This window comes from Micromonospora sp. NPDC050784, from assembly GCF_044456765.1.
In the GTDB taxonomy this organism is placed as follows: Bacteria; Actinomycetota; Actinomycetes; order Mycobacteriales; family Micromonosporaceae; genus Micromonospora; species Micromonospora foliorum.
Map to the genome: position 1 here is coordinate 1 of NZ_JBITGG010000026.1, position 26,365 is coordinate 26,365.

25 protein-coding genes and 1 pseudogene are annotated in these 26,365 nt (G+C 73.2%); 14 read left to right on the plus strand and 12 right to left on the minus strand.

The window, feature by feature from the left end; all coding sequences use genetic code 11:
* A pseudogene (locus ACIBD9_RS28025) lies at nt 1-293 on the minus strand (hypothetical protein); the annotation flags it as partial.
* Nucleotides 294-956: 663 nt separating this feature from the next.
* On the minus strand, nt 957-1,280 hold the full coding sequence (locus ACIBD9_RS28030) for a MazG-like family protein (RefSeq protein ID WP_396722114.1): 324 nt from the start codon (nt 1,278-1,280) through the stop codon (nt 957-959).
* A 188-nt stretch (nt 1,281-1,468) separates the two neighbouring features.
* On the opposite strand from ACIBD9_RS28030, the gene ACIBD9_RS28035 reads away from it, so the two are divergent.
* Nucleotides 1,469-2,839: an alpha/beta hydrolase family protein gene (locus tag ACIBD9_RS28035; RefSeq protein WP_396722116.1), complete on the plus strand. Its 1,371-nt coding sequence runs from the start codon at nt 1,469-1,471 to the stop codon at nt 2,837-2,839.
* Between the two features lie 66 nt (nt 2,840-2,905).
* Here the strand turns inward: ACIBD9_RS28035 and ACIBD9_RS28040 are convergent, their stop codons facing one another.
* Together ACIBD9_RS28040 and ACIBD9_RS28045 are read right to left on the minus strand one after the other, a co-directional pair.
* A complete protein-coding gene (locus tag ACIBD9_RS28040) occupies nt 2,906-3,619 on the minus strand; it encodes a hypothetical protein (RefSeq protein ID WP_396722117.1) in 714 nt (237 codons plus the stop codon).
* Between the two features lie 309 nt (nt 3,620-3,928).
* Nucleotides 3,929-4,435: a VOC family protein gene (locus ACIBD9_RS28045; RefSeq protein ID WP_396722119.1), complete on the minus strand. Its 507-nt coding sequence runs from the start codon at nt 4,433-4,435 to the stop codon at nt 3,929-3,931.
* Between the two features lie 58 nt (nt 4,436-4,493).
* On the opposite strand from ACIBD9_RS28045, the gene tsaA reads away from it, so the two are divergent.
* A complete protein-coding gene (tsaA, locus tag ACIBD9_RS28050) occupies nt 4,494-4,922 on the plus strand; it encodes a tRNA (N6-threonylcarbamoyladenosine(37)-N6)-methyltransferase TrmO (protein WP_396722120.1) in 429 nt (142 codons plus the stop codon).
* Nucleotides 4,923-4,989: 67 nt separating this feature from the next.
* Here the strand turns inward: tsaA and ACIBD9_RS28055 are convergent, their stop codons facing one another.
* Nucleotides 4,990-5,619, minus strand: a complete 630-nt coding sequence (locus tag ACIBD9_RS28055; RefSeq protein ID WP_396722121.1) for an MBL fold metallo-hydrolase — start codon at nt 5,617-5,619, stop codon at nt 4,990-4,992.
* Nucleotides 5,616-6,704 carry an S-(hydroxymethyl)mycothiol dehydrogenase gene (locus tag ACIBD9_RS28060; protein ID WP_387170121.1) on the minus strand — a complete coding sequence of 363 codons (1,089 nt, stop codon included), beginning with the start codon at nt 6,702-6,704 and terminating at the stop codon, nt 5,616-5,618. The genes ACIBD9_RS28055 and ACIBD9_RS28060 overlap by 4 nt, the downstream gene beginning before the upstream one ends.
* A 185-nt stretch (nt 6,705-6,889) precedes the next feature.
* Between ACIBD9_RS28060 and ACIBD9_RS28065 the strand changes: the two genes are divergently transcribed.
* The 3 genes from ACIBD9_RS28065 (at nt 6,890) to ACIBD9_RS28075 (ending at nt 10,054) form a co-directional block, all read left to right on the plus strand.
* Nucleotides 6,890-7,309, plus strand: coding sequence for a hypothetical protein (locus ACIBD9_RS28065; protein WP_387170123.1), 420 nt, complete (start codon nt 6,890-6,892; stop codon nt 7,307-7,309).
* Between the two features lie 37 nt (nt 7,310-7,346).
* A complete protein-coding gene (locus ACIBD9_RS28070) occupies nt 7,347-8,510 on the plus strand; it encodes a low temperature requirement protein A (RefSeq protein WP_396722122.1) in 1,164 nt (387 codons plus the stop codon).
* Nucleotides 8,511-8,596: 86 nt separating this feature from the next.
* Nucleotides 8,597-10,054, plus strand: a complete 1,458-nt coding sequence (locus ACIBD9_RS28075; protein WP_396722124.1) for a cryptochrome/photolyase family protein — start codon at nt 8,597-8,599, stop codon at nt 10,052-10,054.
* 12 nt (nt 10,055-10,066) lie between these two features.
* Here the strand turns inward: ACIBD9_RS28075 and ACIBD9_RS28080 are convergent, their stop codons facing one another.
* From ACIBD9_RS28080 to ACIBD9_RS28095, 4 genes are all read right to left on the minus strand, one after another.
* On the minus strand, nt 10,067-10,978 hold the full coding sequence (locus tag ACIBD9_RS28080) for an SDR family NAD(P)-dependent oxidoreductase (RefSeq protein WP_396722126.1): 912 nt from the start codon (nt 10,976-10,978) through the stop codon (nt 10,067-10,069).
* Nucleotides 10,979-11,000: 22 nt separating this feature from the next.
* Nucleotides 11,001-12,509 (minus strand): flavin-containing monooxygenase, encoded by a 1,509-nt coding sequence (locus ACIBD9_RS28085; RefSeq protein WP_396722127.1) that lies wholly within the window; start codon nt 12,507-12,509, stop codon nt 11,001-11,003.
* Between the two features lie 73 nt (nt 12,510-12,582).
* The gene (locus tag ACIBD9_RS28090; protein WP_396722128.1) at nt 12,583-13,038 is read right to left on the minus strand and encodes a hypothetical protein; all 456 of its coding nucleotides are present in this window, start codon (nt 13,036-13,038) and stop codon (nt 12,583-12,585) included.
* On the minus strand, nt 13,038-13,517 hold the full coding sequence (locus ACIBD9_RS28095; protein WP_396722130.1) for a hypothetical protein: 480 nt from the start codon (nt 13,515-13,517) through the stop codon (nt 13,038-13,040). Before ACIBD9_RS28095 ends, ACIBD9_RS28090 begins: the two co-directional genes overlap by 1 nt.
* 44 nt (nt 13,518-13,561) lie before the next feature.
* Between ACIBD9_RS28095 and ACIBD9_RS28100 the strand changes: the two genes are divergently transcribed.
* The 8 genes from ACIBD9_RS28100 to ACIBD9_RS28135 all read left to right on the plus strand — a co-directional run bounded on the left by ACIBD9_RS28100 (nt 13,562) and on the right by ACIBD9_RS28135 (nt 23,485).
* Nucleotides 13,562-14,539, plus strand: a complete 978-nt coding sequence (locus ACIBD9_RS28100) for a helix-turn-helix transcriptional regulator (protein ID WP_396722132.1) — start codon at nt 13,562-13,564, stop codon at nt 14,537-14,539.
* A gap of 93 nt (nt 14,540-14,632) precedes the next feature.
* Nucleotides 14,633-15,265 carry an ATP-binding cassette domain-containing protein gene (locus ACIBD9_RS28105; protein WP_396722134.1) on the plus strand — a complete coding sequence of 211 codons (633 nt, stop codon included), beginning with the start codon at nt 14,633-14,635 and terminating at the stop codon, nt 15,263-15,265.
* Nucleotides 15,262-16,539, plus strand: a complete 1,278-nt coding sequence (locus tag ACIBD9_RS28110) for an extracellular solute-binding protein (protein WP_396722136.1) — start codon at nt 15,262-15,264, stop codon at nt 16,537-16,539. The genes ACIBD9_RS28105 and ACIBD9_RS28110 overlap by 4 nt, the downstream gene beginning before the upstream one ends.
* Nucleotides 16,536-18,302, plus strand: coding sequence for a hypothetical protein (locus ACIBD9_RS28115; protein WP_396722138.1), 1,767 nt, complete (start codon nt 16,536-16,538; stop codon nt 18,300-18,302). Before ACIBD9_RS28110 ends, ACIBD9_RS28115 begins: the two co-directional genes overlap by 4 nt.
* The gene (locus ACIBD9_RS28120; protein WP_396722140.1) at nt 18,299-20,683 is read left to right on the plus strand and encodes a hypothetical protein; all 2,385 of its coding nucleotides are present in this window, start codon (nt 18,299-18,301) and stop codon (nt 20,681-20,683) included. Before ACIBD9_RS28115 ends, ACIBD9_RS28120 begins: the two co-directional genes overlap by 4 nt.
* A 40-nt stretch (nt 20,684-20,723) precedes the next feature.
* Nucleotides 20,724-21,347 carry an ATP-binding cassette domain-containing protein gene (locus ACIBD9_RS28125; protein WP_396722142.1) on the plus strand — a complete coding sequence of 208 codons (624 nt, stop codon included), beginning with the start codon at nt 20,724-20,726 and terminating at the stop codon, nt 21,345-21,347.
* The gene (locus ACIBD9_RS28130) at nt 21,344-22,765 is read left to right on the plus strand and encodes a DUF6297 family protein (RefSeq protein ID WP_396722143.1); all 1,422 of its coding nucleotides are present in this window, start codon (nt 21,344-21,346) and stop codon (nt 22,763-22,765) included. The genes ACIBD9_RS28125 and ACIBD9_RS28130 overlap by 4 nt, the downstream gene beginning before the upstream one ends.
* A gap of 141 nt (nt 22,766-22,906) precedes the next feature.
* Entirely contained in the window at nt 22,907-23,485 is a 579-nt protein-coding gene (locus tag ACIBD9_RS28135; protein WP_396722145.1) for a dihydrofolate reductase family protein, read from the plus strand.
* Here ACIBD9_RS28135 and ACIBD9_RS28140 read toward each other — a convergent pair.
* On the minus strand, nt 23,467-24,177 hold the full coding sequence (locus tag ACIBD9_RS28140; protein WP_396722146.1) for a helix-turn-helix domain-containing protein: 711 nt from the start codon (nt 24,175-24,177) through the stop codon (nt 23,467-23,469). The two genes, ACIBD9_RS28135 and ACIBD9_RS28140, sit on opposite strands and share 19 nt — an antisense overlap.
* 41 nt (nt 24,178-24,218) lie before the next feature.
* The gene (locus ACIBD9_RS28145) at nt 24,219-25,691 is read right to left on the minus strand and encodes a PLP-dependent aminotransferase family protein (RefSeq protein ID WP_396722148.1); all 1,473 of its coding nucleotides are present in this window, start codon (nt 25,689-25,691) and stop codon (nt 24,219-24,221) included.
* 61 nt (nt 25,692-25,752) lie between these two features.
* Here ACIBD9_RS28145 and ACIBD9_RS28150 point away from each other — a divergent pair, with 61 nt between their 5' ends.
* The gene (locus tag ACIBD9_RS28150; protein ID WP_396722150.1) at nt 25,753-26,364 is read left to right on the plus strand and encodes a LysE family translocator; all 612 of its coding nucleotides are present in this window, start codon (nt 25,753-25,755) and stop codon (nt 26,362-26,364) included.
* Nucleotide 26,365 lies beyond the last annotated feature (1 nt).

Below are 26,365 nucleotides of genomic sequence, written 5' to 3' on the forward strand. Positions count from 1 at the left end.
CTGGTCGCGATCGAGATGACCGCGGCCCGCTCCGGGAGGCCGGCCTTCTTCGTGGCGGCGATGATCGCCTTGGCGTTGGCGGTCTGCTCGTCGTTCAGGGTGATACGGGACTGGTCACCCTGGGTGCCGTGCGGGATCAGCTTGCTGGCGTCGGGCTTGTCAGCCTGCACCGCAACGGCGACCGGCTTGGCGTCTACCGGGTTGGCCACGTGGGCGACCGGGCCGGCGAACACACCACCGGCGAACGCGAGACCAGCAACGGACAGCATGCTCTTACGGAAGATCGTGTTCATGAGGGGTAGCTCCTTCGGGGGTAGGACACCCCGACCGCCAAAGGGGGGAACGGCGGTGGGGTGTGAGCACCTCGTCCGGCGCTGCACGTACAAGGGGGAAAGTCTTTGGGGTTGACGCTTACCGAGCGTCGGGGTCGGCGGCCTAGCGAGCGGGGGCTCGTGGCGCCGGGTCCAGGTGTAACGACCGGGGGGCCCGGGTCATTCCGGGGTTGGCCCGTCCATCGGCACCCTCATCGTGGCGGTGCCTGCGGTCGTTCGTGGGGACTGTAACGACCGGGCGGAGGCTGGCATTCCAACCTGCGCGACCAGCCCCAGCGATCGGGCGGCGGGTCGGTGGTGCTGCGATCGTCAGGGTATGTAACGACCCCGGCCCGGCCATGATTCCGGCCCACGGGTGCACCCGGTCACCACCCCAAACACCCAGGATCGGACAAACGGCCCACACATCACCCACTCCACGGCGTCGAACCGACCCTCACTCGGGGGTGATCCGCTCGGGTTCACGGAAGTCGGGGCATCCCGGACGCCCGGACACCCCGACATCAAGAAAACCGAGTCGATCACGAATGAAGCGATCCGCGCAGAACACCCATCGCCGGCGCAGAGTTCACGGACCGGTCGACATGACGGCTGGCGGGAAGGGTGGACGGCCGTGACTGGACGCTAGGGACGTTCCTGGTCCGTCAGGCGGGAGCGCACCTTTGCGGCGCAGGTGTCCAGGGCCGTTCGCGCGTCCAGCCCCAGGCTTTCGATGGCCACCAGCGCGGTGAAGGCGACGTCGGCCAACTCCGCCGCGACGTCCTCGCTGGTGTGGGTGACGCCCTTGCGAGGATTCTGCCCGAGCAGACCGATCCAGGCGGCCGACGCCTCCCCCGCCTCCTCGGTCAGCTTGAGGATGCGGCAGGTCAGCTCGGTCTGCCCACTGCCGTTCGCCGCGTCCAGCCAGCTGCGCGACGCCCGGGCCGCCTCCCAGATCGACTCGTCCACGGCGACCAGTCAACCCGATCGGCCCATTGGCGGAACGACCGGGTGCAACTGGACAGCCGTGCTGACCAGCCGATCAGCGTACCCATTGACACTGGTCGACGGCGGTTCTAGGTTCAGGATGCTACCGGCCGGTAGGCAACCGTCCCGCTGGTCGCCCCCGGGCGACATCCGTCCGATGGGGAGCATCGATGCTGTCCACACCCGTTCGTACCGTCCGCCGGCTGCTCGCGGCAACCGCGACGCTGACCCTCGCGGTCGGCCTGGCCGGTGCCGCGCCGGCCGGCGCCACCGGTCGTGACGCGCAGGGCGGCGAACCGCTGCCCGGCTACACCATCGAGAACCCGCCGTTGGCGCCGTTGGTCGTGGGCGACAAGCCGACGACGGTACGTCAGGGCGTGCACCGCCACGCCGGGTACATCATCGAGGTGCCCGCCCGGTGGAACGGCGACCTGGTGTTGTGGGCGCACGGCTACCGCGGCCAGGGCACGGTGCTCTCACCGGAACCGCCGGCCTTCGGGCTGCGCCAGCGCCTCCTGGAGCAGGGGTACGCCTGGGCGTCGTCCTCGTACGACCGCAACGGCTTCGACATCCGCTCCGGGGTGCTGGGCACGAAGGACCTCGCCGACCACTTCGGGCGGACGGTCCGCCAACCGCAGCACACCTACGTCGCCGGGGTGTCGATGGGTGGGTACGTCATCGGTCGTTCGCTGGAGCAGTACCCCGGCTTCTACGACGGCGCGCTGCCGATGTGCGGGGTGCTCGGCGACCAGACGCTGCTCGACTTCTACCTGGACTACAACCTCGTCGCGCAGGCGCTCGCCGGGGTGCCGGCCTATCCCACGCCGGCTGATTACCTGACCAACGCGGTGCCCCGCATCCAGGTGGCCCTGGGCCTGGCCGGGTTGACCCCCACCGGGCCGGACACCACCACGGACCGGGGCAAGCAGCTGCGAGCCATCACCGTGAACCGTTCCGGCGGGCCGCGCCCGGGAGCCGACGCCGCGTTCGCGGTCTGGAAGGACTTCCTCTTTTCGATCAGCGTGCCCACCGGGAGCGGCAACTCCCCCGCCCAACGACCCGGTCAGCTCTCCACCAACCTGCTCACCCGCTACACCCCGAACAGCCCGGTGAACGTCAACGCCACGGTGCAGCGGGTCGCCCCGGAGAACGTGTGGCAGCGGCTCCTGCCGACGCTGACCGAGGTGCCGCGGATCGCCGGCCGCCCGACCGCGCCGGTGCTCAGCCTGCACGGACTCGGGGACATGTTCGTACCGTTCAGCATGGAGCAGGCGTACGCCACCGACGTGGCGCGTCACGGTCGCAGCAAGCTGGTGGTCCAGCGGGCGATCCGGGCCACGCAGCACTGCGAGTTCACCCCGGCGGAGGCCGGCGCCGCCTGGGACGACCTGGTGTCCTGGGTACGCACGGACAAGCGCCCGGCCGGCGACACAGTGACCGACCCGGCGGTGGTGGCCCGAGCGGACTACGGCTGCCGGTTCAGCGACCGGGCCGCGTACGCGGCCGGTGTCGGCACCCGCCGCCTCTACCCGGCCTGCTGAGGTACGCGAACACGAAGAACCGGCCGGCTCCCGTCGAAGGGAGCCGGCCGGCCTCGTGTGCGGGTGTCACCAGAGCTGCTGGACGATGTCCGCCGCCTGCTCCTCCCACTGCGCGTACGCGTACGGGAAGGCGGAGACCTGCACGGTCTGCGCGGCGGTGGTGAGCGGCAGGTCCTGCCAGCCGCCGACGTTCTTGAGTGCGCTGAAGAACGCCGTGGCGGCGTACTCCGGGTCGGTGATCTGGTCGGGCGTGCCCCAACCGGACGACGGACGCTGCTGGAACAGCCCCTGCGAGTCGTGGTCGTTGTACGCGCCGAGGTGGCCGAGGTTGTACAGCTTCGACTCCTGCAGCGAGGTGGCGACGCCGATCACCGCGCCCCGGTCACCGACGCCGGTCTTCTTGGCGGCGTCGACGATGGCCCGGGCGTTGGCCAGCTGCGCGTCGTCGAGCGGTACGCGCGACTGTGCGCCCTCGATGCCGTGCGGGATCAGCTGGGCACGGCTCGGCTTGCCGGCCGGCGGCTTGCCGGTGGCGGAGCCGGTGGTCAGGCCCGACTCGACGGGCTGGTCATCCTGGTGTGCCGAGGTGGCGGCCTTGCCGGTGGCGAGGTCGATGGCGGCGACGGCGCCCTGGTGCGGTCCGGTGGTGACCGGGGCGGCGGCTGCGGTCGGCGCGAGCGCCAGACCGCCGAGGGCAGCCACACCCGCCACGCTCAGCGCGGTCTTGCGGTACGAGTCCTTGGCGATGGCGGGGAGCCATCGAGTGAAGTCGACCTTCACGATGGTTGCCCTTTCGATCGTGCGAAGCGCTCCGGGGTGAACACTCCTCGGGAGATGACCGCGGAAAGGGTTTGGGCTCCGGCGGTACGGGGGACACAACCGGGTTGACGTGTCGGGCATTCCGGAAACGCCCGAAGGTCGGCCCGGTGCGGCCCCGGTCACCGCACAGAATCGGACATGGCGGCTCTGCCCACATCAGGCCGGACGGCCGTGACGGACGGTGCTTCCAGGGCCGGAGGGCAATGTCCGGACAGAGTGCCGGTGGGGACGGGACCGCTGGGAACGACGGAAGTTCCAGGGTGGTCCGCCTCAGCTGTCGCCGTCTTGTCCGGACTCCGCATCTCCCGTCCCGACACCCTTGTCCGGCGTGAGGAGTTCCTGAAAGACGGTGATGTGTAGGCCGGCGGGGGCGTCGAGCCGAGAGTTGAGCGACTGCCACGGCGTACGCGTCGGCGGCGCGACCTCGCTCGCCCCGGCGGCCACCAGACGGGCGGTCGTCGCCTCCGTGTCGTCCACCTCGAAGGCCACCCGGATGCGCGGCGCGACCTGCCGACCCACCTCGACCTCGTCGATCAGGCGCTTCTGCGCGGGGTTGGCGATCTCCAGGGTGGCGCGGCCGGCGTCCAGGATCACCACCCGGGCATCGCCCTCACCGCTGAACGCCGCCTCCTCCGGTAGGCCCAGCGCGTCGCGGAAGAAGGCGACGGCGGCCTCGTAATCGGCGGCCTCCACCACCAGGCGCAACTGACGGACGACGGGGACGGGCGAGCCCGGCGAGTGGGCGGTGGCGGGCGAGGCGGGCGGGTCGGCGGCCATGAGCGGGATCCTAGCGCCGCGGCCGGGTTAGGTTGGGACCGTCCAGGAGGGAGCGAGGATGGTCGAGGCAGTGAGCGATGAGGCGTACCCGCTGCACCCGGTCGGCCGGGTGGCCTCGCCGCTGACCGACGCGGCGAGCGCGCCACGGCAGGGCGACGAGGGCGCGCCGACGGCGTGGCTGGTCTTCGACCCGCAGGTCGAGCGGGCCCTGCGTGACCTGCGGGTCGGCGCGGAGCTGCTGGTGCTGACCTGGTTGGACCGCGCCCGGCGCGACGTGCTGGCGGTGCACCCACGCGGCGACGAGAACCGGCCGGAGACCGGGGTGTTCAGCACCCGCTCCCCGCACCGGCCCAACCCGATCGGGTTGCACCGGGTGCGGGTCCTGGCGGTGGACGGGCTACGCGTCGAGGTGGCCGATCTGGAGGCCCTCGACGGCACCCCGATCGTGGACGTCAAACCGGTGCTGGGCGCGGCCGACGAACGCTGAGCCCGTCGACCACGCGCCAACACGCCAGCAGGCCGGTCCGCCAGCCCAACCAAGACGTACGCAGGGGTCAGTGGCCGCGGTCCAGCCACTCCTGCAGGTGCGGCGCCTCCGCGCCGATCGTGGTGTCGTCGCCGTGACCGGTGTGCACGACCGTCTCCGCCGGAAGGGTCAGCAGGCGGGTGCGGATCGACCGGACGATGGTGTCGAAGTCGCTGTACGAGCGGCCGGTCGCGCCCGGACCACCGGCGAAGAGCGTGTCACCGGTGAACACCGTGCCCAGGTCCGGCGCGTGGAAGCTGCACGCGCCGGGGCTGTGCCCGGGGGTGTGCAGCACCCGCAGCGTGGTGCCGCCCACCTCGATGCTCTGTCCGTCGTGCAACTCGCCGTTGGGCGGCAGGTGCGGGTGGACCATGTCCCAGAGGACCCGGTCGGAGGCGTGCAGCAGCACCGGCGCGCCGGTGGCCTCGGCCAGCTCGGGCGCCACCCGGACGTGATCGTCGTGGGCGTGGGTGGCCAGGATCGCCCGGACCTGCCGGTCGCCCACCAGGGCGAGGATCGCCGCCACGTCGTGCGGTGCGTCCAGGACGACGCACTCGCGGTCGTCACCGATCACCCAGACGTTGTTGTCCACGTCGAACGTCTGCCCGTCCAGGGAGAACGTGCCCGAGGTGACCGTGTGGTCGACGCGGGCGGTCACGGGAACACCACCACCGAGCGGAGCACGTCGCCGTGGTGCATCCGGTCGAAGGCGTTCTCCACCTGGTCGAGCGCGATCTCCTCGGTGACGAACGCGTCGAGGTCGAGTCGGCCCTGCAGGTACAGCTCGGTGAGCATCGGGAAGTCCCGGCTGGGCAGGCAGTCGCCGTACCAACTGGACTTGAGGGCTCCGCCGCGCCCGAACACGTCCAGCAGCGGAAGCTCGACCTGCATCTGCGGGGTCGGTACGCCGACCAGCACCACCGTGCCGGCCAGGTCGCGAGCGTAGAACGCCTGCTTCCACGTCTCCGGTCGGCCCACCGCGTCGATCACCACGTCGGCGCCGAAGCCACCGGTGGCGGCGCGGATCGCCTCGACCGGGTCGGTCTCGGAGGCGTTCACGGTGTGCGTGGCGCCGAACTTGCGGGCCCAGTCGAGCTTGCGGCTGTCGGTGTCCACCGCGACGATCGTGGTGGCGCCGGCGAGGGCCGCACCGGCGACCGCGGCGTCCCCGACGCCGCCGCAGCCGATCACCGCGACCGAGTCGCCCCGGGTGACGTTGCCGGTGTTCATTGCCGCACCCAGCCCGGCCATCACCCCGCACCCGAGCAGACCCACGGCGGCGGGACGGGCCGCCGGGTCAACCTTGGTGCACTGCCCGGCGTGCACCAGGGTCTTCTCGGCGAACGCCCCGATGCCCAGCGCCGGGGCGAGCTCGGTGCCGTCGGTGAGGGTCATCCGCTGGGTGGCGTTGTGGGTGTTGAAGCAGTACCAGGGCCGACCGCGGCGACAGGCGCGACACACGCCGCAGACCGCCCGCCAGTTGAGCACCACGAAATCGCCCGGGGCGACGTCGGTGACGCCCTCGCCGACCTGCTCCACGATGCCCGCCGCCTCGTGCCCGAGCAGGAACGGGTAGTCGTCGTTGATGCCGCCCTCGCGGTAGTGCAGGTCGGTGTGGCAGACCCCGCACGACTGAATCCGGACGATCGCCTCACCGGGCCCGGGATCGGGCACCACGATGGTGGTGACCTCGACCGGCGCGCCCTTGCTGCGGGAGATGACTCCCCGGACTTCCTGGCTCACTTCGCCTCCTGCTGGTGGTCTGCGGCAGGGCCGGGTGCCGGGGTGGGCGGGTGTGCCACGGGCTCGGCGCTGGGCCCCCGGCGAACCTACCGCGACCACCACGGCCAGCCCAGCCGGCCCGGCGGGTTATCGCGGGCGGTCCGGGGTACGCGGGCCCCATTCGACCACGGCCAACGGGAGTGACCATGAAATTCGCGCACCTGCCACTACGGCTCAGCATCGGCGCGTACTTCCTCAACTCGGGTTTGGGCAAGCGCAACCTGGAGGGCGCCGCCGCCGAGGGCATGCACGGGATGGCGGTCGCCGCCATGCCCCAGCTCGGTCAGCTGGAGCCGGCGCGCTTCGCCAAGCTGCTGTCGTACTCGGAGATCGCCCTGGGGGCCGCGTTGATCACGCCGTTCGTTCCGGCGCCCCTGGTCGGGCTGGGCCTGACCGCGTTCGGCGCGGGTCTGGTGCAGCTGTACCTGAAGACGCCGGGGATGCGCGAGCCTGGCAGCATCCGCCCGACCCAGCAGGGCGCGGGGCTGGCCAAGGACGTCTGGCTGGTCGGCGCGGGGCTGACCCTGGTGCTGGAGGGGCTGACCCACGGCCGTCGGCTCGGCTGAGGCGACCTGAGGAACTGCATTGACTCAACCTCGGTCGGTGCGGCCGTTCTACCGGCCGATGCGGCCACGTCGTCGCGACGAGCCGCACCGTGCGGCCACCCCGCTGGAGTTGTTCTTCGACCTCTGCTTCGTGGTGGCCGTGGCGCAGGCCGCGACCAGCCTGCACCACCTCCTGACCGAGGGCCACCTCGCCCACGCGGTCACCGGCTACGTGATGGTGTTCTTCGCGATCTGGTGGTCGTGGATGAACTTCACCTGGTTCGCCTCGGCCTACGACACCGACGACGACGTCTACCGGATCACCACCCTGGTGCAGATCCTCGGGGCGTTGATCCTGGCGGCCGGGGTGCCACGCGCCTTCGCCGACAACGACTTCACCGTCATCACCTACGGGTACGTGGTGATGCGGCTGGCCGCCGTCGTGCACTGGAGCCGAGCGGCGGTCGGCGATCCCGCGCACCGTGCGGCGGCGCGCCGCTACGTGATCGGCGTGACGGTCGTGCAGCTCGGGTGGCTGCTGCGCCTGTTGCTGCCCGTCGAGTGGGGGCTCGCGTCGTTCGTGCTGCTGGGGCTGGCCGACCTGCTGGTGCCGGCGGTGGCCGAACGTCCCGGCATGACCCCCTGGCACCCGACGCACATCACCGAGCGGTACGGGCTGTTCACCCTGATCGTGCTCGGTGAGGCGGTGGCGGCCGTCTCGTTGGCGATCCAGGACGGGCTCGACGCCGGGGAACACGACCTCTGGCTGCTCGCGGTGGCGGGCGCGGTGATCGTGTTCGCGCTCTGGTGGCTCTACTTCGATCGGCGCAACGAGGCACCGGACCGGCTGCCGTACTCCCTGGTCTGGGGTTATGGCCACTACCTGGTCTTCGCGGCGATCGCCGGGGTCGGCGCGGGTCTGAGCGTGTCGGTGGACCACGAGCGGCACCTCGCGCACATTTCGGGAAGGGTCGCCGGGTACGCGGTGGCCGTCCCGGTCGCCGTCTTCCTGCTCACGGTCTGGGTGCTGCACGTACGCCGGCAGCAGCACGGCGCGGTGGTCGTGGCCTTCCCGGCCGTCGCGCTGCTGGCACTGCTCGCGCCGCTCGGCCCGGCCCCGGTGTACGCGGTGGCGGCGTTGCTGGTCGCCCTCGTGGTGTTGACCATACTGTTTCGCGGCCGGGACGTGGGCCCGAGCGCGGCGGTGGCCGACTCGGCCTGATTCCCCTCGTGCCGCCCGGGATCCCCTGCGGAACTTTCCGGCCCGGCTACCGAGCGCGAAGGCCCTCGATTGGGCAAAATCGTGTCATGCATCGCCGCCGATGGTTGCTGGCCGACCAACTCGGGCCACACTTCCTCGACGACCCCGACCAGCCGGTGCTGCTGGTGGAGACCCGAGAACTCTTCCGCCGACGGCCGATGCACCGGCAGAAGGCACACCTGATCCTCTCCGCGTTGCGGCACCGTGCGGCCGAGTTGGGCGACCGGGCGCTGCTGCTGCGCACCGACACGTTCCGGGAGGCGTTGACGCAGGTCGCCGAGCCGGTGGAGGTGTGCCACCCGCACTCCCGGGCAGCGTTGCGCTTCGCCCGGTCGGTGCCGGGGCTGACCGTGCTGCCACCCCGGGGTTTCATCACCAGTCAGGCCGACTTCGCCGGCTGGGCGGACCAGACCCGGCGTGGCACGCTGCGGATGACCGACTTCTACCGGCACGCCCGCCGCCGCCACAGCGTCCTGACCGCTCCGGCCGGGAGCGCCCGGCGGCGACCCCGCGCCGAGAACCGGGGCGCGCTGGCGCCGCCACCGCCGCCACCACCACCGATCGTCGAGGACGACATCGACGCGCAGGTTCGCCGCGAGCTGGACCGGTGGGCTGTGGACGGGGTGCGGTTCGTCGGCCGGGACGGCCCCCGGCAGCACCCCGCCACCCACGCCGAGGCGCAGGCCCGGCTGGCGCACTTCCTGGCCCACCGGCTGCCCGGGTACGGCCGCTACGCCGACGTGATGAGCGTCGACGACCCGCTGTTCGCGCACTCGGTGCTGTCGTCCTCGTTCAACCTCGGGTTGCTCGACCCGGAGCCGGCGGTGCGCGCCGCCGAAGAGGCGTGTCGCACCGGCGCGGCTCCCCGGACGGCCGTCGAGCCGTTCATCCGGGGTCTGCTCGGCTGGCGGGAGTTCCTCTGGCAGCTGTACTGGTATTTCGAGCCACCGTTTCGGGGTGCCAACTGGCTGGCCGCGACCGAGCCGCTCCCGGAGTGGTTCGCCGGGTTGGACGCCGACGCGGTGGAGGCTCGCTGCCTGGCCGATGTCCTCGGCGCCGTCCGGGACCGGGCCTGGACACACCACACGCCCCGGCTGCTGGTGCTGGGCAACTACGCGTTGCAACGCGGGTGGCGCCCGACCGAACTGGCGGACTGGTTCCAGCGTTGCTTCGTCGACGGCACCGACTGGGTGATGAACGCGACGGTGATCGGTATGAGTCAGTACGCCGACCTCGCCCGGGTGGACACCCGACCGTACGCGGTGGACGGCACCGAAATCGACGAAATCAGCGACTACTGCTCGGGCTGCCGCTACCTGCCCGAGCGGGCACTCGGTGACCTGGCCTGCCCGTACACGGGGGGTTTCGAGAGTTTCCTGCACCGCAACCGGGGCCGGCTGGTGGCCGATGCACGCCTCGCCGCCGAACTGGCCCGCCGCGACGAGACGGAACATCGCGAGGCGGTGCTGGCGCAGGAGGAGAAGCGGGGCAGCTCGGCACCGTGACCGGGTCGCCGGTCACGCCACCTCGCGGGCCGGGTCGACGACGGTGTCGGCGGGGCGTTGTGCGGGCACGCCGGGGGCCGACGGCGCCGAACGCGCCACTCCCCGGTTCAGGCCGGTGACCAGGACCCGGTTGTACGAGGCCGGCAGGACCCGGGCCAACAGGTCGGGCAGCCTCGCCGACCAGCCGATCAGCACCCGGCCCCGACGCCGCTCCACGCCGCGCAGGATCACCTCGGCGGCCCGCTCCGGTGCGATGGTCAGCAGCTTCTCGAACTGCGCCCGGCCGGCCGCGTACTCGTCGTGGGAGACGCCACTGCCGATCCGGGCGTTCTCGGTGATCCGGGTGCGGATGCCGCCGGGGTGCACCGAGGTCACCCCGATGCCGTCGTCGACCAGTTCGTGGCGCAGCGCCTCGGTGAAGCCGCGCACGGCGAACTTGCTCGCCGCGTACGCGGTCTGCCCGGCCGGCGCGATCAGCCCGAACAGGCTGGAGATGTTGACCAGGTGCGCGCCCGGCTCGGCCCGGAGGGTGGGCAGCAGCGCGTGGGTCAGCTGCGCGACGGCCCGGAAGTTGACGTCGATCACCCAGCTGAACTCGTCGAACGTCACCTGGTCGAACCGACCACCGAGGCCCACGCCGGCGTTGTTGATCAGCAGGCGGACCCGGGGGTGCCGCTGGCCGATCTCCGCGGCCACCTGCGCGGTCGCGGTCCGGTCGGCGAGGTCCACCAGGTACGTGGCGAGCTGACGATCCGGGTGCTCGGCGCGGATCGCGGCGGTGACCGCGTCCAGCCGCTCGGCGTCGCGGTCCAGTAGGACCAGATCGCTGCCTCGGCGGGCCAGCGCATTGGCCAGCGCGGCACCGATGCCACTGGCCGCCCCGGTGACCACGGCGGTCGCGCCGGCGAAGTCGAACCTCTGCACGATCCTGCTCCTCTGCTGCCGGTTACCGACGCCCGGACGCGACCGGACGTCGGGTGCGCTCGGGCGCGGTCACCTCGCCGGCGCGCGAGAACCGCACACCCTCGTCGATGAGCCGGCCGTGCCGCATCAGCAGCACGTCGCGGGCGTAGTTCTGGTGCAGTCGCCACGGCGCGTGCGCGCCCTGCTTGGGCAGCGTGTCGACGGCGCGCAGCACGTAACCGGAGCGCAGGTCGATCAGTGGCACCCGCCCGGCGTCGGGCGGTGCGAGCGGGGTGACGACCTGCTGGCCGGTGCGGTCCAGGTGCCGCAGCAGTCGGCAGACGTAGCCGGCGACCAGGTCGGCCTTGAGCGTCCACGACGCGTTGGTGTAGCCGAGGGTCAGCGCGAAGTTCGGCACACCGGAGAGCATCATGCCCTTGTAGGCGACGGTGCTGGGCAGGTCGACGTCGACGCCGTCCACCCGCAGCGTCAGGCCACCGAGGGCGAGCAGGTTGAGCCCGGTCGCGGTGACCACGATGTCGGCGGGCACCTCCGCGCCGGAGGCCAACCGGACACCGGTCGCGGTGAAGGTGTCGATGGTGTCGGTGACCACCGACGCGGTGCCGTCCCGCACGGCCGAGAACAGGTCGCCGTCTGGTGCCACGCAGAGCCGCTGGTCCCAGGGGTCGTAGCGGGGCGAGAAGTGCCTGTCGACGTCGTATCCCACCGGGAGCCGGCCCCGCGCGGCCCGGCGCAGCACCCGCTTCACCAGGCCGGGCGCACGCCGGCTGAGCTGGAAGTTGACTGTGGACAGCAGCACGTTCTTCCAGCGCACCACCGGGTACGCGACCTTCGCCGGCAGCCGGCCCCGCAACGCGTCGGCCAGCCGGTCGCGGGCGGGCAGCGGCAGAATGTACGTCGGTGAGCGCTGGAGCATGGTCACGTGCGCGGCCCGCTGCGCCATCGCCGGCACGAGCGTGACCGCGGTGGCGCCGCTGCCGATCACCACCACCCGCTTGCCGGTGTGGTCCAGGTCGTCGGGCCAGTGCTGCGGGTGCACCAGCCGCCCGGCGTACGCGTCCACACCGGGCAGGGGTGGGGTGTAACCCTCGTCGTAGCGGTAGTAGCCGGCGCAGGCGAACAGGAACGAGCAGGTCAGCACCACGGTTTCGGCGGTGTCGGTGCGCTGGGTGTGCACCGTCCAGCGGGCGGTGTCGCTGTCCCACTCGGCGCGCAGCACCCGGTGGCGGAAGCGGATGTGCCGTGGCACGTCGTACTCGCGGGCGGTCTCCCGCACGTACTCCCGGATGGTCGTGCCGTCGGCGATGGCCTTCGGCGCGGTCCACGGCCTGAAGGAGTAGCCGAGGGTGAACATGTCCGAGTCGGAGCGGATGCCCGGGTAGCGGAACAGGTCCCAGGTGCCGCCGATGGCGTCGCGCGCCTCCAGCACCGCGTACGTCTTGTCGGGGCACTCACGACGAAGGTGGCAGGCGGCGCCGATGCCGGACAGGCCGGCGCCGATGATCAGCACGTCGACGTGGTCGGAGGCCATCGCGTTCCTCCATCCGGGGCGGTGATCGGACCCTAACACCGCACCCGGATGGCCGAAACTTGCCGCGAGAGCCCTAGGACGCCCGGGTGGACGTCATGATCCAGTTGGTCTCCCAGGTCTGCTCGCCGTCGACCGAGAACGCCTGCTCCCAGCGAGCGGTGGTCGCGCTGATGTCGGACCAGATGAACCGGCACCGGACCGGGCGCCCCTCGTGCTGGTCGTCGGCGTAGAAGCGGCCGACACCGTCGACGAAGCGGCCCACCATCGGTGGCTGGCCGAGCACTCCGTCGACGCTGCTCATCCAGTAGATCGACCACTCCTCGCGCACCGGATCGAAGATCCTGACGGTGGCACCCGCGGAACCTCTGGTCGGGAAGGTGATCTCGTCGAAGTTACCGCCACCACCGAAGAAGCTGTGCGCGACCGACACCCCCGGAAATTCGTCCCACTCGTCGGAGCCCACCAACCGCTTGCGCAGTCGCCGGTTCGCCACGTTCCACGTGCCCACATAGAAGTCGAAGTCGCCCATCAGCGGCCCACCGGCCCTTCCGCTCGCGTGTCGTCCAGATATCCAGTCAGGTTGGGGGCGTCCGGCGCAAGGACGTGCCGAACCCAGGCGGCCCTCTCGTGCTCCAACACCGCCAGCTCCCAGACGCAGCCGACGGCGGGTCGACGTACCTCGACGAAGTTGGTCGGATCGTCGTCCGGGCAGTCCAGCGCCGGCTGCCCGGCGGCGGCGACACGGACCTCCACCGCGTTGTCCCACACCCAGGTGTACGCCAGCAGGTAGGCACCGGTGTCCGCGCCCCGGTGCAGCACCACCCACCCGGCGGCCGGGGTGCCGTCGTCGACGAGGTCGACCAGCAGCAGGGGCACCTGCTCGTACGCGGCCTTCTCCACCTCGGGTTCGATGGGTCGCTCCGGCTGGTCGATGTGGTAGCGCTTGAGGTGCCGGCCGTTTACCAGCACCGGTCCGGGCGTTCGTAGTTCCTTGTCGCGAAATGCCATGCCGGGACGGTAGGACGGGTCCCCTGACAACTAGTGTCAGTGAAGTGCGGGCTTCTCGACTTCTCTCCGTCCTGCTGCTGCTCCAGTCGCACGGGCGGATGACCGCCGCGCAGCTCGCCGAGCGGTTGGCCGTCTCCCCCCGCACCATCTACCGGGACGTCGAGTCGCTGCACGCCGCCGGCATCCCGCTCTACGGCGAGGCCGGGCACGCCGGCGGCTACCAGCTCGTCGACGGCTGGCGGACCCGACTGACCGGGCTTACCGCCGAGGAGGCCGACCGGCTGTTCCTCGCCGGGCTGCCCGGCCCCGCCGACGAGCTGGGCTATGGCGACGTGGTGGCGGCGCTGCAACTCAAGCTGCACGCCGCGCTCCCCGCGCCGCTGCGCGACCGGGCGACCCAACTGCAACAACGCTTCCACCTGGACACTCCCGGGTGGTACGCCGACGGCGACGCCTCCCCCGAGCTGGCCCGCACGGCCGAGGCGGTCTGGCGGCAGCACCGCGTCGAGGTGCGCTACCGCGGCTGGAACGGCGAGGTGACCCGGGTCCTGGAGCCGTACGGCCTCGTGCTCAAGGGCGGTCGTTGGTATGTGGTGGCCGACCAGCCCGGCCGGGGCGCGCCGGCGACCTACCGGGTCAACCAGATTCTCGCGCTGACCCCACTCGCGCAGCAGTTCGACCGACCCGCCGACTTCGACCTGCCGGCCTGGTGGCGGGCGCACGTGGTGCAGTTCCGGGCCCGGCTGCACCGCGACGACGCCCACGTCCGGCTCTCCCCCGCCGGGCGGCAACGGCTGCGCGAGGTCGGCAGCGATCCGGTGGTGACCGCGATGGACAGCAGCGCCGGACCACCGGACGCCCGGGGTTGGGTGACCGCGGTGCTGCCGATCGAGTCGCTCACCCATGCCCACGGTGAGCTGCTGCGCCTCGGCGCCGACGTCGAGGTGCTGGCCCCGGCAGCGCTGCGCGAGCGGCTGGCCGCCACGGCGGCCGGGCTCGCCGCGCTCTACTCCCCCGCCTGAACAGCCCGGATCCTTCTCCACAGTGGAAGGGTCGGGGGCGTCGATTGTCGGCACGGTGTGCCACCCTGGGACGGTCATCGATGGTCACCGGAGGTGAGGGTCACGTTACGGCTACGCGCACTGGTCGCCGTCCCCGGCACCGGGCCGGTGACCCTCGACGTTCCCGCCGGCACGCTCGCCGCCCTGGTGGCGCCGCCCCGGTTCGGCACGGCGGTGGCCCGGGTGCTGGCCGGGCTCGCTCCGCCGGTGACCGGTCGCGTCCTCGTCGGCGACCGGGACGTCACCGGCCTGCCCCCGCCCCGCCGGCAGATCGGCTACGTGCCCGCCGGTGGCGCGCTGCTGCCGCAGCTCACCGTGCGCCGCAACATCGAGTACGGCCAGCGCAAACGCGAACGGGTGCACGAGGTGGCCAACGACTGGACGGCCACCGTGGTCGACCGGCTCGAGTTGGCGCTCTCCCTCGCCCTGCTGCCGCACCAGATCTCCGCCGCCCAGCGGTTCCGGGTGGCGCTCGCCCGAGCGGCGGCCTGCCTGCCCGAGGTGCTGGTGGTCGACCTGCCGGCCGGTTCGGCGGGCGACAGCCGCCTCGGTGACCTGATGCCCCGACTCTCGCCACCGGACGCCCCCGGGGTGGCGGTGCTGGTCTGCACCGCCGACCCGGCCACCCTGGCCGAGATACCGGTGCGGCACGAGCTGGTCACCGAGCCGAGCGAGGCGACCCGATGAGGCCGACCGCCCGAGTGAGTCGCCGTACGCTGCTGCGCGCCGCCGCCGCGGGCGCCACCGCCGTGGCCGCCGGCTGCTCCGGCGGGACCCGGTCGGTGCAGGTCGCGGTGGTCTGGAGCACCAGCGAGCTGGACCGGTTCCGCGAGGTCGTCGCCGGTTACCCCGCCCCGGTGCAGGTGGTCAGCGCCGGCAACGACATCGACGCGTTCCTGCGGGCCCGACACCTCGCCGGCACCAGCCCGGACGTGGCGATCCTGCCGCGCCCCGGTTTGGTCACCGAGTACGCCCAGCGCGGGTGGCTGAGCCCGGTGGGCGCGTCCACCGAGTACGCGGTACCCGCCGGGCTGGGCGAGCTGCTGACGGCCGAGGGCCAGCGCTACGGCGTCTGGGTCAAGGCGGCGCACAAGTCGCTGGTCTGGCACCTGCCCTCGATGCTGCCCGAGCAGCCGGCCAACTGGGACGCGCTGGTCCGGCGCACCCAGGAGCTCGGCGCGCTCGCCCGCCGCGACGGCGGGCCGGCGCCCCTGGCCATCGGCGCGGCGGACGGTTGGGTGCTCACCGACTGGTTCGAGAACGTCCTGGCCGACGTGGCACCCGAGAGTTACAACGCCCTGGCCCGAGCGGACGCCGACTGGCAGGGCAGACCGGTGCGCGACGCGCTGGACCGGCTCGCCGGCCTCTGGAGCATCACCGGGGCGTTCGTCGGCGGTGGCCGTCGCGCCCTGCTCACCCAGTACGAGGAGTCGGTGATCCAGGTGGTGCACACGAAGCGGGCGGTGATGCTCGTCGGGGCCGACTTCACCGCCGACGTCGCCGACCCCTTCCAGCGCGGCTCGGAGGCACCGGTCACGTTCCGGTTCCCGGGCGCCCAGCCGGGCGGCGGCCCCCTGATCGTCGGTGGGGACGCGGCCGTGGCGTTCGCCGACGCCCGGGGTGGGGTCGAGCTGGTCGAGTGGCTCACCGGGGCCGACTCGTTCCAGCCATGGCTGCGCGCGGGCGGTTACCTCTCGCCCAACACCAACGTCGCGATCGGCGGCTACCGGGACCGCGTCGGCCAGAGGCTCGCCGAGGAGATGCGGACGCCCGGCACCCTGCGCTTCGACCTCTCCGACCAGTTGCCCGGCGCGTTCACCGGCTCGGACGGGGTCGGCATCTGGCGGATCATGCAGGGGTTCTTCGCCGACGTCACCGACGGGGTCCGGGCCAGCGAGGCGATCCGCCGGGCCACCGGCCTGCTCGCCACGGCGGCCCGCAGCGCGGGAGGCGGCCGATGAGCCAGGTGCGGGTCCTCGGCGAGCTGGCCGTCCTCGACGACGTCGGCCCGGCCCGGCGGGGTCGGGCCTATCCGGCGGCCGGCGCGACGTCGGCCCTGCTGCTGCCGGCCGCGGTGCTGCTCGGCGGGCTGGTGCTGTGGCCGGTGCTGCGGACCATGCACGCCAGCGTCACCACCGACGGTCGCTGGGTCGGCGCGGCGCACTTCCGGACCGCGCTCGCCGCCCCGGGCACCGGCGCGGTGGTCGGCCGGACGGTCCTCTGGGCCCTCCTGGTGCCGGCGGTGGTGACGGCACTGGGCTATCTGCTCGCCGCCGCGTCCCGCCGCTCCCAGGAGGGCGGCCTGGTCCGGTTGATCCTCCTGGTGCCGGTGGCGTTGCCGCTGGTCGTCACGGGGGTCACCTTCCGGCTGATGTACGACCCGGATCCGAGCCGAGGGCTGGCCACCCTGGTCGCAACGAGACTGTCCGGCCGCGCGGTCGAGGACGCGCCGCAGTTGCTCGGGCCGGGGATGGTCACCGTCGCGTTGATGTCGGCGTTCGTCTGGGCCTGGGTCGGGTTGGCGGTGCTGGTCTTCCGCTCCGCGCTGGACGCGGTGCCGCCGAGTCTCGCCGACGCGGTCCGCGCCTACGGCGGTGGGCGCCGGCACGTGCTGTGGGACGCGCAGTGGCGGCCCCTGCTGCTGCGGACGACCGCTGTGGTCTTCGCGCTGGTGGCGGTCGGCACCAGCCGCACGTTCGACCTCATCCTGGTGATGACCCCCGGTTCGGTCCGTGACGAGGCCTCGGTGCTCGCGCTGCGGATCTGGCAGACCTCCGGGGGCACCACCACCGGCGACGGCGCGGCGCTCGGCGTGGTGTGGCTGGTGGCGGTGATCGGCGGGATCATGGTGGCCGCGCTCTTCGTCCGACAGGCCTGGCCCCCGCCGCGCGTGGAGGCGACACCGGAGCCCGCTCCGGTCGCCCCACCCCGGCGGGTGTTCCGGCTGCTCGCGGCGGGTGCCGCGATCGCCTGGCTGGTGCCGCTGGCGGTGCTGGTCGCCACGTCGGCGCACGGCCGGGTGGACGCCGCCGCGCGCGGCTGGTGGTCGGCGCCGCCGAACGGCGAGTCCTACCGCAACCTGGTCACCGGCACCGAGCTGTGGCGCACGCTGGGCTTCACCCTGCTGCTGGCCACCGCGGTCACCGCCACGGTGCTGGTGGTCGCGCTGCTGGCCGCGTACCCGTTGGCCTGGCTGACCGGGCCGGCCGCGCAGGCCACCGGGCTGCTGCTGCTGGCGGCCAGCGTCGTGCCGATCCAGGTCATCGCCGGGCCGGTCAACGAGGTGCTGGGCCTGGTGCTCTCCTCCGGCACGGCCCAGGGCCTGGCCCTGGTGCACATCGCGCTGGGCGTGCCGTTCGCGGTGCTGGTGCTGCGCAACGCGTTCGCCGACCTGCCGGTCGAGCAGGTCCGCGACGCCCGGCTGGGCGGTCGCCGGTGGTGGCACACCCTGCGCCGGTTGGCCCGGCACAACCTGTCGGCGGTGGTGGCGGTCTCCGTGCTGGAGTTCGTCCAGGTCTGGAACGACCTGGTGGTGGGTCGGCTGTTCGGTGGGCCGGGGTCGTCGCCGCTCGGGCCGTTCCTGGCCGAGCAGACCCGCAGTTTCGTGAGCAACAGTGGCGCGTTGGCCGCCAGCTCGGTGCTCGCGTCGGTGCTGCCGGTGGTGCTGGTGGTCCTCTCACGGCGGCATTTGGTCGCCGGGCTCGTCTCCGGGGGCGTGCGGTGACCGGGCCGGGTGGCGGGCGCGGTGGCTCGCGGTGGCCGGCGCTGATCGCGATCGGCGGCGTGGTCGGCAGCATCCTCGCCAACGTGGCCAGCAACCTGGCCGGCAATCTCCTCTCCGAACTGGCGGCCAGCGTGCTCGGGCCGGTGACCATCGTCCTGGCCACCGGCGGCGTCGTCGGTTACGTGGTGTACGAGGTACGCCGCCGCCGGGCCGGCCGCGAGGTCGGCCCCGAGCCGACGGAGGTGCTCACCACCCCGGCCGCCGGGGCGCCCAACCTGCCCTACACGGCCGAGTTCACCGGTCGCGGCGAGCACGTCGACGCGCTTGTCGGTCTGCTCGCGCGCGAGCACGCCGTGGCGGTCCTGGGCCGGCGCGCGGTGGGCACCTCCGCGTGCGCGGTGCAGGCCGCGAACCAGTGCCGGGAGGACTTCCCGGACGGGCAGTACTACCTGGACCTGCGCCACCGGGGCCGACCCCGCTCGGCCCGGCAGGTGCTCACCGCGCTGGCCCGGATCCTGGGCACCGCCCCGCCGACCTCCGGCCGGCCGGACGCGCTCGCCGTCGCCGCCGACGCGCTGCGCGGTCAGCTCGACGGTCGCAAGATCCTGCTGGTGCTGGACAACGTCGACCGTCCCGACCAGGTCCGGCCACTGTTGCCGCCCACCGCGCGCACCTGCCGGCTGCTCCTCGCCGGTGGTCCGGCGCTCGTCGGTCTTGAGGGTGTGGTCGCGCACTGGATCGCCGAACCGGGCACGTCCGAGGCGGTGGAGCTGTTCGCCACGGCGGGCGGGGCCGCGCCCGCCGCCCGGGTCCGGCGCGCCGACCCGCGCACCGACCCGGCGGTACGCGACATCGTCGACCTGTGCGGGCGGCAGCCGCGCACCGTCCGCGCGCTCGGTTACCGCACCGCCCAGCACGGCTGGCGGCACTCCGACGTGCTGGACGCGCTGCGCCGCGCGGTGCAGACGCCACCGCACCAGCGGCTCGCCGTCTCACCGGCGGCCCGTCTGGTCACCGAACGGGACATCGCGTACTGGGCGTTGCCCCGCCAGGCCCGCCGGTTGTACCGGCTGATGTCGCTGGTCCCCGCCCCGGTGGACCGGCCCACCATCGCCGCGCTGGCCGGGCGGCACCCCGAGCTGGTGACCGCGCTGCTCGACCGGTTGGCCGCCGCGGCGTTCGTGGTCGGCGCGCCCGGCGACCGGTACGAGATCCGCCCCCTGCTGGCCGGCAGCGCCCGACTGCACCTGCGGGACGCGGATCCGGCCCGGGCCCGGGTCGCCGCGCAGGCCCGGCTGACCCGGCACCTGGCCCGCCGGGCCGAACGGCACGCGGCCAACCTGGCGGTGCTCGGCTCTCCACCGGACCGGGAGTGGTCGCTGCCGCTGGACGACGACCCGTACGGCTGGTTCGACCTGCACCAGGAGCTGCTGCTGGCGGTGGTGCGGGTGCCGGCCGGCGCGAAGGAGACACTGCCCCGCCGGGTCCGCCGGTGGTGGTTCCGGCTGGCCGTGGCGCTGTGCGGGTGGCTGGCGTACGCCGAGCGGCTCGACGAGTGGGAGCAGGTCTGCCGCACCGTGCTGGCCACCCCGACCGCCGACGACCGCCCGGAGATCGCCGGGTGGGCGCACAACGAGCTGGGGGTGCTGCGCCGCCGCCGGCACGACCCCCAGGGGGCGGCGGCCGCGCTCACCCTCGCGGTCAACGAGCGGGGGCGGCGGGGCAACGCCCAGGCGCGGATGAACCTCGGCCTGGCCCTGCTCGACCTGGGGCAGCTCGACGACGCGGTGGAGCACCTGGAGATGTCCCGCCGACACCGCTCCGGCGCCGACCGGGCCGGGCACGCCCTCACCGAGCTGGGCCTGGGCGCGGCCCAGCTGGCCCGGGGAGAACCGGACACCGCGCACCACCACCTGGTGCGGGCGGCCAACACGTTCCGGTCGGTGGGCGACGCGCGCGGGTACGCGGCGGCGCTGACCAACCTGGTGCTGGTGCACGCGGCGCTCGGCGAGCACCTGGACGCCGCCCAGGCGTGGCGGGCAGCCCTGCGCGAGTACGAGTCGGTCAACGACCCGACCAGCCGGGCGACGGCACTGCTCAACGCCGGCGCGACGCTGCTGAGCAGCACCCCCGGGCAGGCGCGGACGGCGTACGAGCTGCTGGCGGAGAGCCGCCGGCTGCGCGAGGAGGCGCGGCCGACGGCTGGGCTGGCGCGTACCCTGCTCTACCTGGGTGACGCCTGCGCGGCGCTGGGCGACCGGGCCGACGCGCGGCGGCACTGGGCGGACGCTGCGGCGGTGGCCGAGGAGGTCGCCGACGCCCAGGGGTTGGCCGCCGCCGACGCCCGGCTGGAAGACGACGCCGACAGCCGGGTGACCTAGGTCGCTCGGGTTGGTCGCTGGCACCGCTCTGGGAGACTCTGTGATCGTGGACGCGCTCTCGGTACGGGGACTCAGCCGCAACTTCGGCAACCTGGTCGTGCTCGACGATGTGAGCTTCACGCTCCCGGCGGGCCGGATCGCGGTGGTGCTGGGGCCCAACGGCAGCGGCAAGACCACCCTGCTGCGGTGTGTCGTCGGCGCCGACCGGCCGGACGCGGGTGAGGTGCTGGTGCAGGGCCGCCGGGCCGACGAGACCGATCCTCAGGTGCGGGCGCTGGTGGCGGCCGCCCTGGACGACATCGACTTCTTTCCCGACCTGTCCGTGGTCGAGCACCTGGAGTTGGTCGCGTACGCCCACGGGGGTGACGCCGAGTCGGTCGAGGAGGTCCTCGCCGAGCTGGGTCTGGAACCGGCCCGCGACCAACTGCCGGTGACGCTGTCCAGCGGGCAGCGCCGCCGACTGGCGCTGGCGTCCTGTTTCGTCCGGCCACGCCGGGTGCTGATCCTGGACGAGCCCGAGCAGCGGCTGGACGTCCGCGGGCGACAGTGGCTCGCCGACCGACTGCTGCGGGAACGGGCGGCAGGCACGGCCGTGCTGCTGGCCTCGCACGACCCGGAGCTGATCGACGCGGTGGTCGACGAGCGCATCGAGATCGGCAAGTGACCGCCACGCCGGCCACGATCGCCGACGCGCCGGCCGGGGTGCCCACCGCCCGACAGGTGCGGACGCACCTGCGCCGGGCCCGCAGCCGGCACCACGACCATTCCCTCGGTGACGTGCTCGGCGACGCGTACGTCATGGTCCTGTTCGTGGGCATGTACGGCTGGTTCGCGATCAGCGCCAGCCGCGACCTGCTGGACTCCCCCACGGTGGGGCAGGCCGAGCCGGGCGTGCGGTGGTGGCTGGCGGTCGCCGCGCTGCTGACCGGCGCGGGGCTGGCTTGGCGTGGCCTGCGCGCGCTCGGCCCGCTGCTGGTCACCCCGGCGACGCAGAGCTGGGCGACCAGCGCGCCCATCGACCGCCGGGCCTGGCTGGCGCCGCGCTTCGTCCTGCTGCTGGTGGGCGCGGCGGCCGGCACCGCGGCGCTCGGGGTGGCCGTGGCGGCGCTCGGTGGGGTCACCGAACCGTCCGTCCTGGGTTGGGCGGCGGCGGCCGGCGCGGGGTGGGGCGCGGCCGCGCTGGCGCTCAGCGTCGTCGCCCAGAGCAGCCGCTCCGGCCGACGCTGGCCGACCCTGGTCGGGGCGGTGCCGATGGTGGTGGCGGCGGGGATCACCGCCGTGGTGGTGCTCGTCGGTCGCCTCGGTGACGGGCTGCCCCGGCCGGCGACGACGCCGACCGTCGCGTTGTTCGCCGCCGCGGTGCCCCTCGTGGGCGTGGGCACGATCCTCGCGGTACGCGCGTTGCCCCGGGTCGACCGGGCCACCCTGACCACCGGCGCGCAGTTCGCCAACGCCGCCGCCACGGCCACCATCCTGCTGGACCCGAGCCTGCTCGCCAGCCTGGTGGAGAGCCGCCGCTGGCGCCGGATCGGGCGGGTTCGCAGCCGCCGGTTCCGGCCCGGCCCCGGCTGGTGGGCGCTGCTCCAGGCCGACGTACGCCGGTTACGCCGCCACCCGAGCGCCGTGCTGATCTGGGCGGCGCTGATCGGGGTGCAGTACGCTGCCGCGCTGGCCCTGCCCGGGTTGGCCGGGGCCGCGCAGGTGGTGTTCGCGTACCTCGCCGCCGACCGGTTGACCGGCGGTCTGCGGGCGGTCAGCCGCTCACCCGGTCTGCGCCGGGCGCTCGGTGGCAGCGACAACCTGCTGCGCGGGATCCACGTGGTGGTGCCAGCGGTCGGCGCGGGCGTGTGGTGGTTGCTGACCCTGCCGACCGTCGAGCCGGGGCCAGCCTGGTTGGCGCCGACGCTGGCGCTCGGGGTTGTGGCCGCCGCGTTCCGCTCCGGCACCCGCCCGCCGATCGACTACGGCGGCGCGACGGTCAACACGCCGTTCGGGATGATCCCGGTCGACCTGCTGCGTCAGGGCTCCCGTGGGCCGGCGCTGCTCGCCGTGCTGGTCCTCGTCCAGCTGTTCCTGGGCTGAGCCCGGTGGGCCCGGGGCCCGATCGCGGCACCGCCAGGCCTGGCAGCGTGTGGAACCACTGTCGTTTCCGTCCAAGACAGCGCGGCGACCGCGATCTAGCCTGGACCCGGCAGCCCCGCCCGAGCAGGAGGAGACACCACCATGCGCGACCTGGTCTACACCGGTTTCATGTCGCTCGACGGCGTCGTGGACTCGCCCGGCGGCGGGCCGGGTGAGGAGCACCGCAGCAGCGGTTGGGTGTTCAAGGACCTGGAGTTCGTCCCGGAGGCCTGGTCGCTGAAGGGCGAGGAGCTCGTCGACACGACGGCGCTGATGTTCGGCCGTCGCAGCTACGAGGCGTTCGCGCAGGTCTGGCCCGGCTCGGAGGACCACGCCAGCTACAAGGAGTTGCCCAAGTACGTGGTGTCGAGCACGCTGTCCGACGACGCGCTCGTCGACGGGTGGGGGCCGACGACGATCCTGCGCTCGACCGGGGACGTCGCCGCGCTCAAGCAGGGCGAGGGCGGAGCGATCTTCATCCACGGGAGCGCGGAGCTGGCCCGGCGGCTGTCCGACGAGGGACTGATCGACCAGTACAACCTGCTCGTCTTCCCCGTGCTGCTCGGTGCCGGGAAGAGCCTGTTCGGCCGGGCCGACCGGGACAAGCACATGCTGACGCTGCGGGAGTCGGAGAGTTACTCGAACGGGATACTCAAGCTGGTCTACGACGTCAAGCGCTGATCCAGGTCGAGGGCGATGGCGCCGCCGGTGCCCTCGCGCAGCTGCCGGACGGTGCGTCCGACGTAGGTGCGCAGCGCCCGGGCCAGGTGCGGCTCGTCGAAGTAGTCGAGCTTGGCGACCACCTCAGCGGCCGGGCCGCCGGTAGCCAGCAACTCTGCCGCCGTACGGGCCCGCTCGATCTGCCGGACCGCGCCGCGCGTCAAGCCAGTCGCGGCGCGGAACCGGCGTTCGACGGTACGCCCCGAGACGGCCGGACGGTGGCCCCGCAGCAGCTCGGCGACGAGCAGGTCATGGACCACGGTCCCGGCCCGGACGAGGCTGTCGACCAGGGCCTCGGCGTCGTCGGGGCCGGGCATCTCCCAGCGCGCGCCGTCCAGCCGGAACGTCCGGCGCGTGGTGTCGGGAAGCTCGATGCCGCCGTCGACGAGCGTCGGCGTGGGCAGGGCGCGCAACGAGGTGCCCACGGCGAACTCGATGCCGGTGAACGTCGCGCCCTCCGGCACCGGCGCCGTGCCGGTCCGGGTCTCGGGGCCGGTGATGCTCGCGTGCGTCCGGCCAGCCTGCTCCCAGAACACCAGGCCCCAGCGCACCCCGGCCACGGACGTCATCGCGGTGACCTGCTCGCTGGTGCAGGTCCAGACGGTGTCGACCCATGGCGAGTCGGAGCCGCGCGTCTCGAACCGCAGTGCCACGGGCGAAGGATACGCCGGCGAGCACGGTGGAGCGGGTGCTCCTAGCCGGAGCCGAGCGCGGCGGCGACGGCGGTGACGCCGTCCTCGATCTCGGTGGGCGTACGGGCCGCGTAGCCGAGCACCAGGCCCGGCCGGTAGGGGCGCTGGCAGTGCCAGGACAGCGGTTGCACCTTCACCCCGCGCGCTAGCGTCGCGGCGGCGAGGTCGGTGTCGACCACGGCGTCGTCCAGCGTGATCATCAGGTGCAGACCGGCGGCGGCGCCGTGCACCGTCGCCGACGGCAACGCGCGGGCCAGCGCGGCGATCATGGCATCCCGCCGGCGGATGTGTCGCCGACGCAGCAGCCGTAGATGCCGCTCGAAGGCGCCGGAGGTCATCAACTCCGCCAGCACCAGTTGCGGTAGCACGGCGTTGCCCAGGTCGGCGTTGCGCTTGGCGGCCACCACCGCCTCGCGCAGCCGCGCCGGTACGAGCAGCCAGCCGACCCGCAGGGCGGGGGCGAGCAGTTTGGAGACGCTGCCGGCGTAGCAGACCTGCTCGGGCAGCAGACCACGCAGCGCCGGCACCGGAGGGCGGTCGTAGCGGTGCTCGGCGTCGTAGTCGTCCTCGATGATCAGACCGCCGGCCCGCGCCCAGGCGACGAGTTGGCGGCGGCGGTCACCGTCGAGCACCACGCCGGTCGGGAACTGGTGCGCGGGGGTGAGCATCACGGCCGGTGCGCCACTGGCCGCCAACTCGTCGACCCGTAGCCCGGCGTCGTCGACCGTGATCGGCGGGGTGTCCATCCGCCAGTTGTTGAGGTGCTGCCGCACGCCGAGCGAGCCCGGGTCCTCGACCGCGATCCGGTCGACGCCGGCGGCGGTGAGTGCCTGGGCGAGCAGCCCCAGCGCCTGGGAGACGCCGGCCACGATGATGACCTCGACGGGGTCGACGCTGATCCCCCGGTTGCGGGCCAACCAGGCGGCGACGGCCTGGCGCAACGCGGGCGTGCCACGGGGGTCGCCGTAGCCGAGGTCGGCCGCGGCGAGGCGGCGCAGCACGGTCCGTTCGGCGCGCAGCCAGTCCGCGCGGGGAAAGGCGGCCAGATCGGGTACGCCGGGCGTCAGGTCGATGGTCGCGTGCGCCGCGCGTACCGCGTCGAAGATGTCGGTGCCCGGTGCCGGCGGGAAGGTCGCGGCCGGTGCCGGCGCGGCGGCCGGGGCGGGTGTACGCGCGGCCGGCGCGGCGACGACCACCGTGCCGGCCCGGCCCCGACCGGCGACGTGCCCCTCCTCGGTCAGGCGCTGGTATGCCTCGGTGACCACGCCCCGGGAGACGCCGAGGTCGGCGGCGAGCACCCGGGTTGGGGGCAGCCGGTCACCGACCGGCACCCGGCCCTCGGCGATGGCTTGGCGCAGCCGGTCGGTCAGCCAGTCGGCCCGTCCGCCCGGCGCCGCGTCGGTGATGGTCAGGTGCAGGAAGTCGGACCCGGCCGATATGGACCCCTCGGACGCCGCTGGTTTGGCTCTGCCCATCGGACCATTGTGGCAGCAGAGTGAGCAGGAGCCAGACCTGCAACCCTGCCGGAGGACGATCGTGACCATCCCGTTCCTGATCACCACGCTGATCGTGGTGGTCACCCCCGGCACCGGGGTGCTCTTCACGCTCTCCGCCGGCCTGTCGCGGGGCGCGCGGGCCGGGGTGCTGGCCGCGTTCGCCTGCACGCTGGGCACGCTGCCGCACCTGCTCGCCGCGCTGACCGGGCTGGCCGCGCTGATGCAGACCAGCGCCGCGGCGTTCGAGACCGTCCGCTACCTCGGCGTCGGCTACCTGCTCTACCTGGCCTGGTCCATGGCGCGGGACCGCGACGCCTTCGCGGTGACGACCGACGCCCCACCCCGCTCGGCGATCCGGGTGATCGTCTCCGGGGTGCTGGTCAACCTGCTCAACCCGAAGCCGACGATGTTCTTCGTCGCGTTCCTGCCGCAGTTCGTGGACACCACGGCACCGGGCTCGACCCGGGCGATGCTCGGCTGCGGCGCGGTGTTCATGCTGCTCACCTTCGTGGTGTTCAGCGGCTACGGCGTCTTCGCGGCCCGGGTACGTGACCGGGTGCTGACCCGACCCCGGGTAAGCGACTGGCTGCGCCGATCCGCCGCCGGCACGTTCGTCGCGCTCGGCGTGACCCTCGCCCTCACCGAACGATAGG

Bases quoted from the DNA above. Each gene is read 5' to 3' on its own strand.
- ACIBD9_RS28090 (WP_396722128.1), bottom strand. From the start codon at position 13,038: ATGGGCGACTTCGACTTCTATGTGGGCACGTGGAACGTGGCGAACCGG.
- ACIBD9_RS28075 (WP_396722124.1), top strand. From the start codon at position 8,597: ATGCATCGCCGCCGATGGTTGCTGGCCGACCAACTCGGGCCACACTTC.
- ACIBD9_RS28135 (WP_396722145.1), top strand. From the start codon at position 22,907: ATGCGCGACCTGGTCTACACCGGTTTCATGTCGCTCGACGGCGTCGTG.
- ACIBD9_RS28115 (WP_396722138.1), top strand. From the start codon at position 16,536: ATGAGCCAGGTGCGGGTCCTCGGCGAGCTGGCCGTCCTCGACGACGTC.
- tsaA (WP_396722120.1), top strand. From the start codon at position 4,494: ATGGTCGAGGCAGTGAGCGATGAGGCGTACCCGCTGCACCCGGTCGGC.
- ACIBD9_RS28045 (WP_396722119.1), bottom strand. From the start codon at position 4,435: ATGGCCGCCGACCCGCCCGCCTCGCCCGCCACCGCCCACTCGCCGGGC.
- ACIBD9_RS28145 (WP_396722148.1), bottom strand. From the start codon at position 25,691: ATGGGCAGAGCCAAACCAGCGGCGTCCGAGGGGTCCATATCGGCCGGG.
- ACIBD9_RS28095 (WP_396722130.1), bottom strand. From the start codon at position 13,517: ATGGCATTTCGCGACAAGGAACTACGAACGCCCGGACCGGTGCTGGTA.
- ACIBD9_RS28110 (WP_396722136.1), top strand. From the start codon at position 15,262: ATGAGGCCGACCGCCCGAGTGAGTCGCCGTACGCTGCTGCGCGCCGCC.
- ACIBD9_RS28085 (WP_396722127.1), bottom strand. From the start codon at position 12,509: ATGGCCTCCGACCACGTCGACGTGCTGATCATCGGCGCCGGCCTGTCC.
- ACIBD9_RS28065 (WP_387170123.1), top strand. From the start codon at position 6,890: ATGAAATTCGCGCACCTGCCACTACGGCTCAGCATCGGCGCGTACTTC.
- ACIBD9_RS28035 (WP_396722116.1), top strand. From the start codon at position 1,469: ATGCTGTCCACACCCGTTCGTACCGTCCGCCGGCTGCTCGCGGCAACC.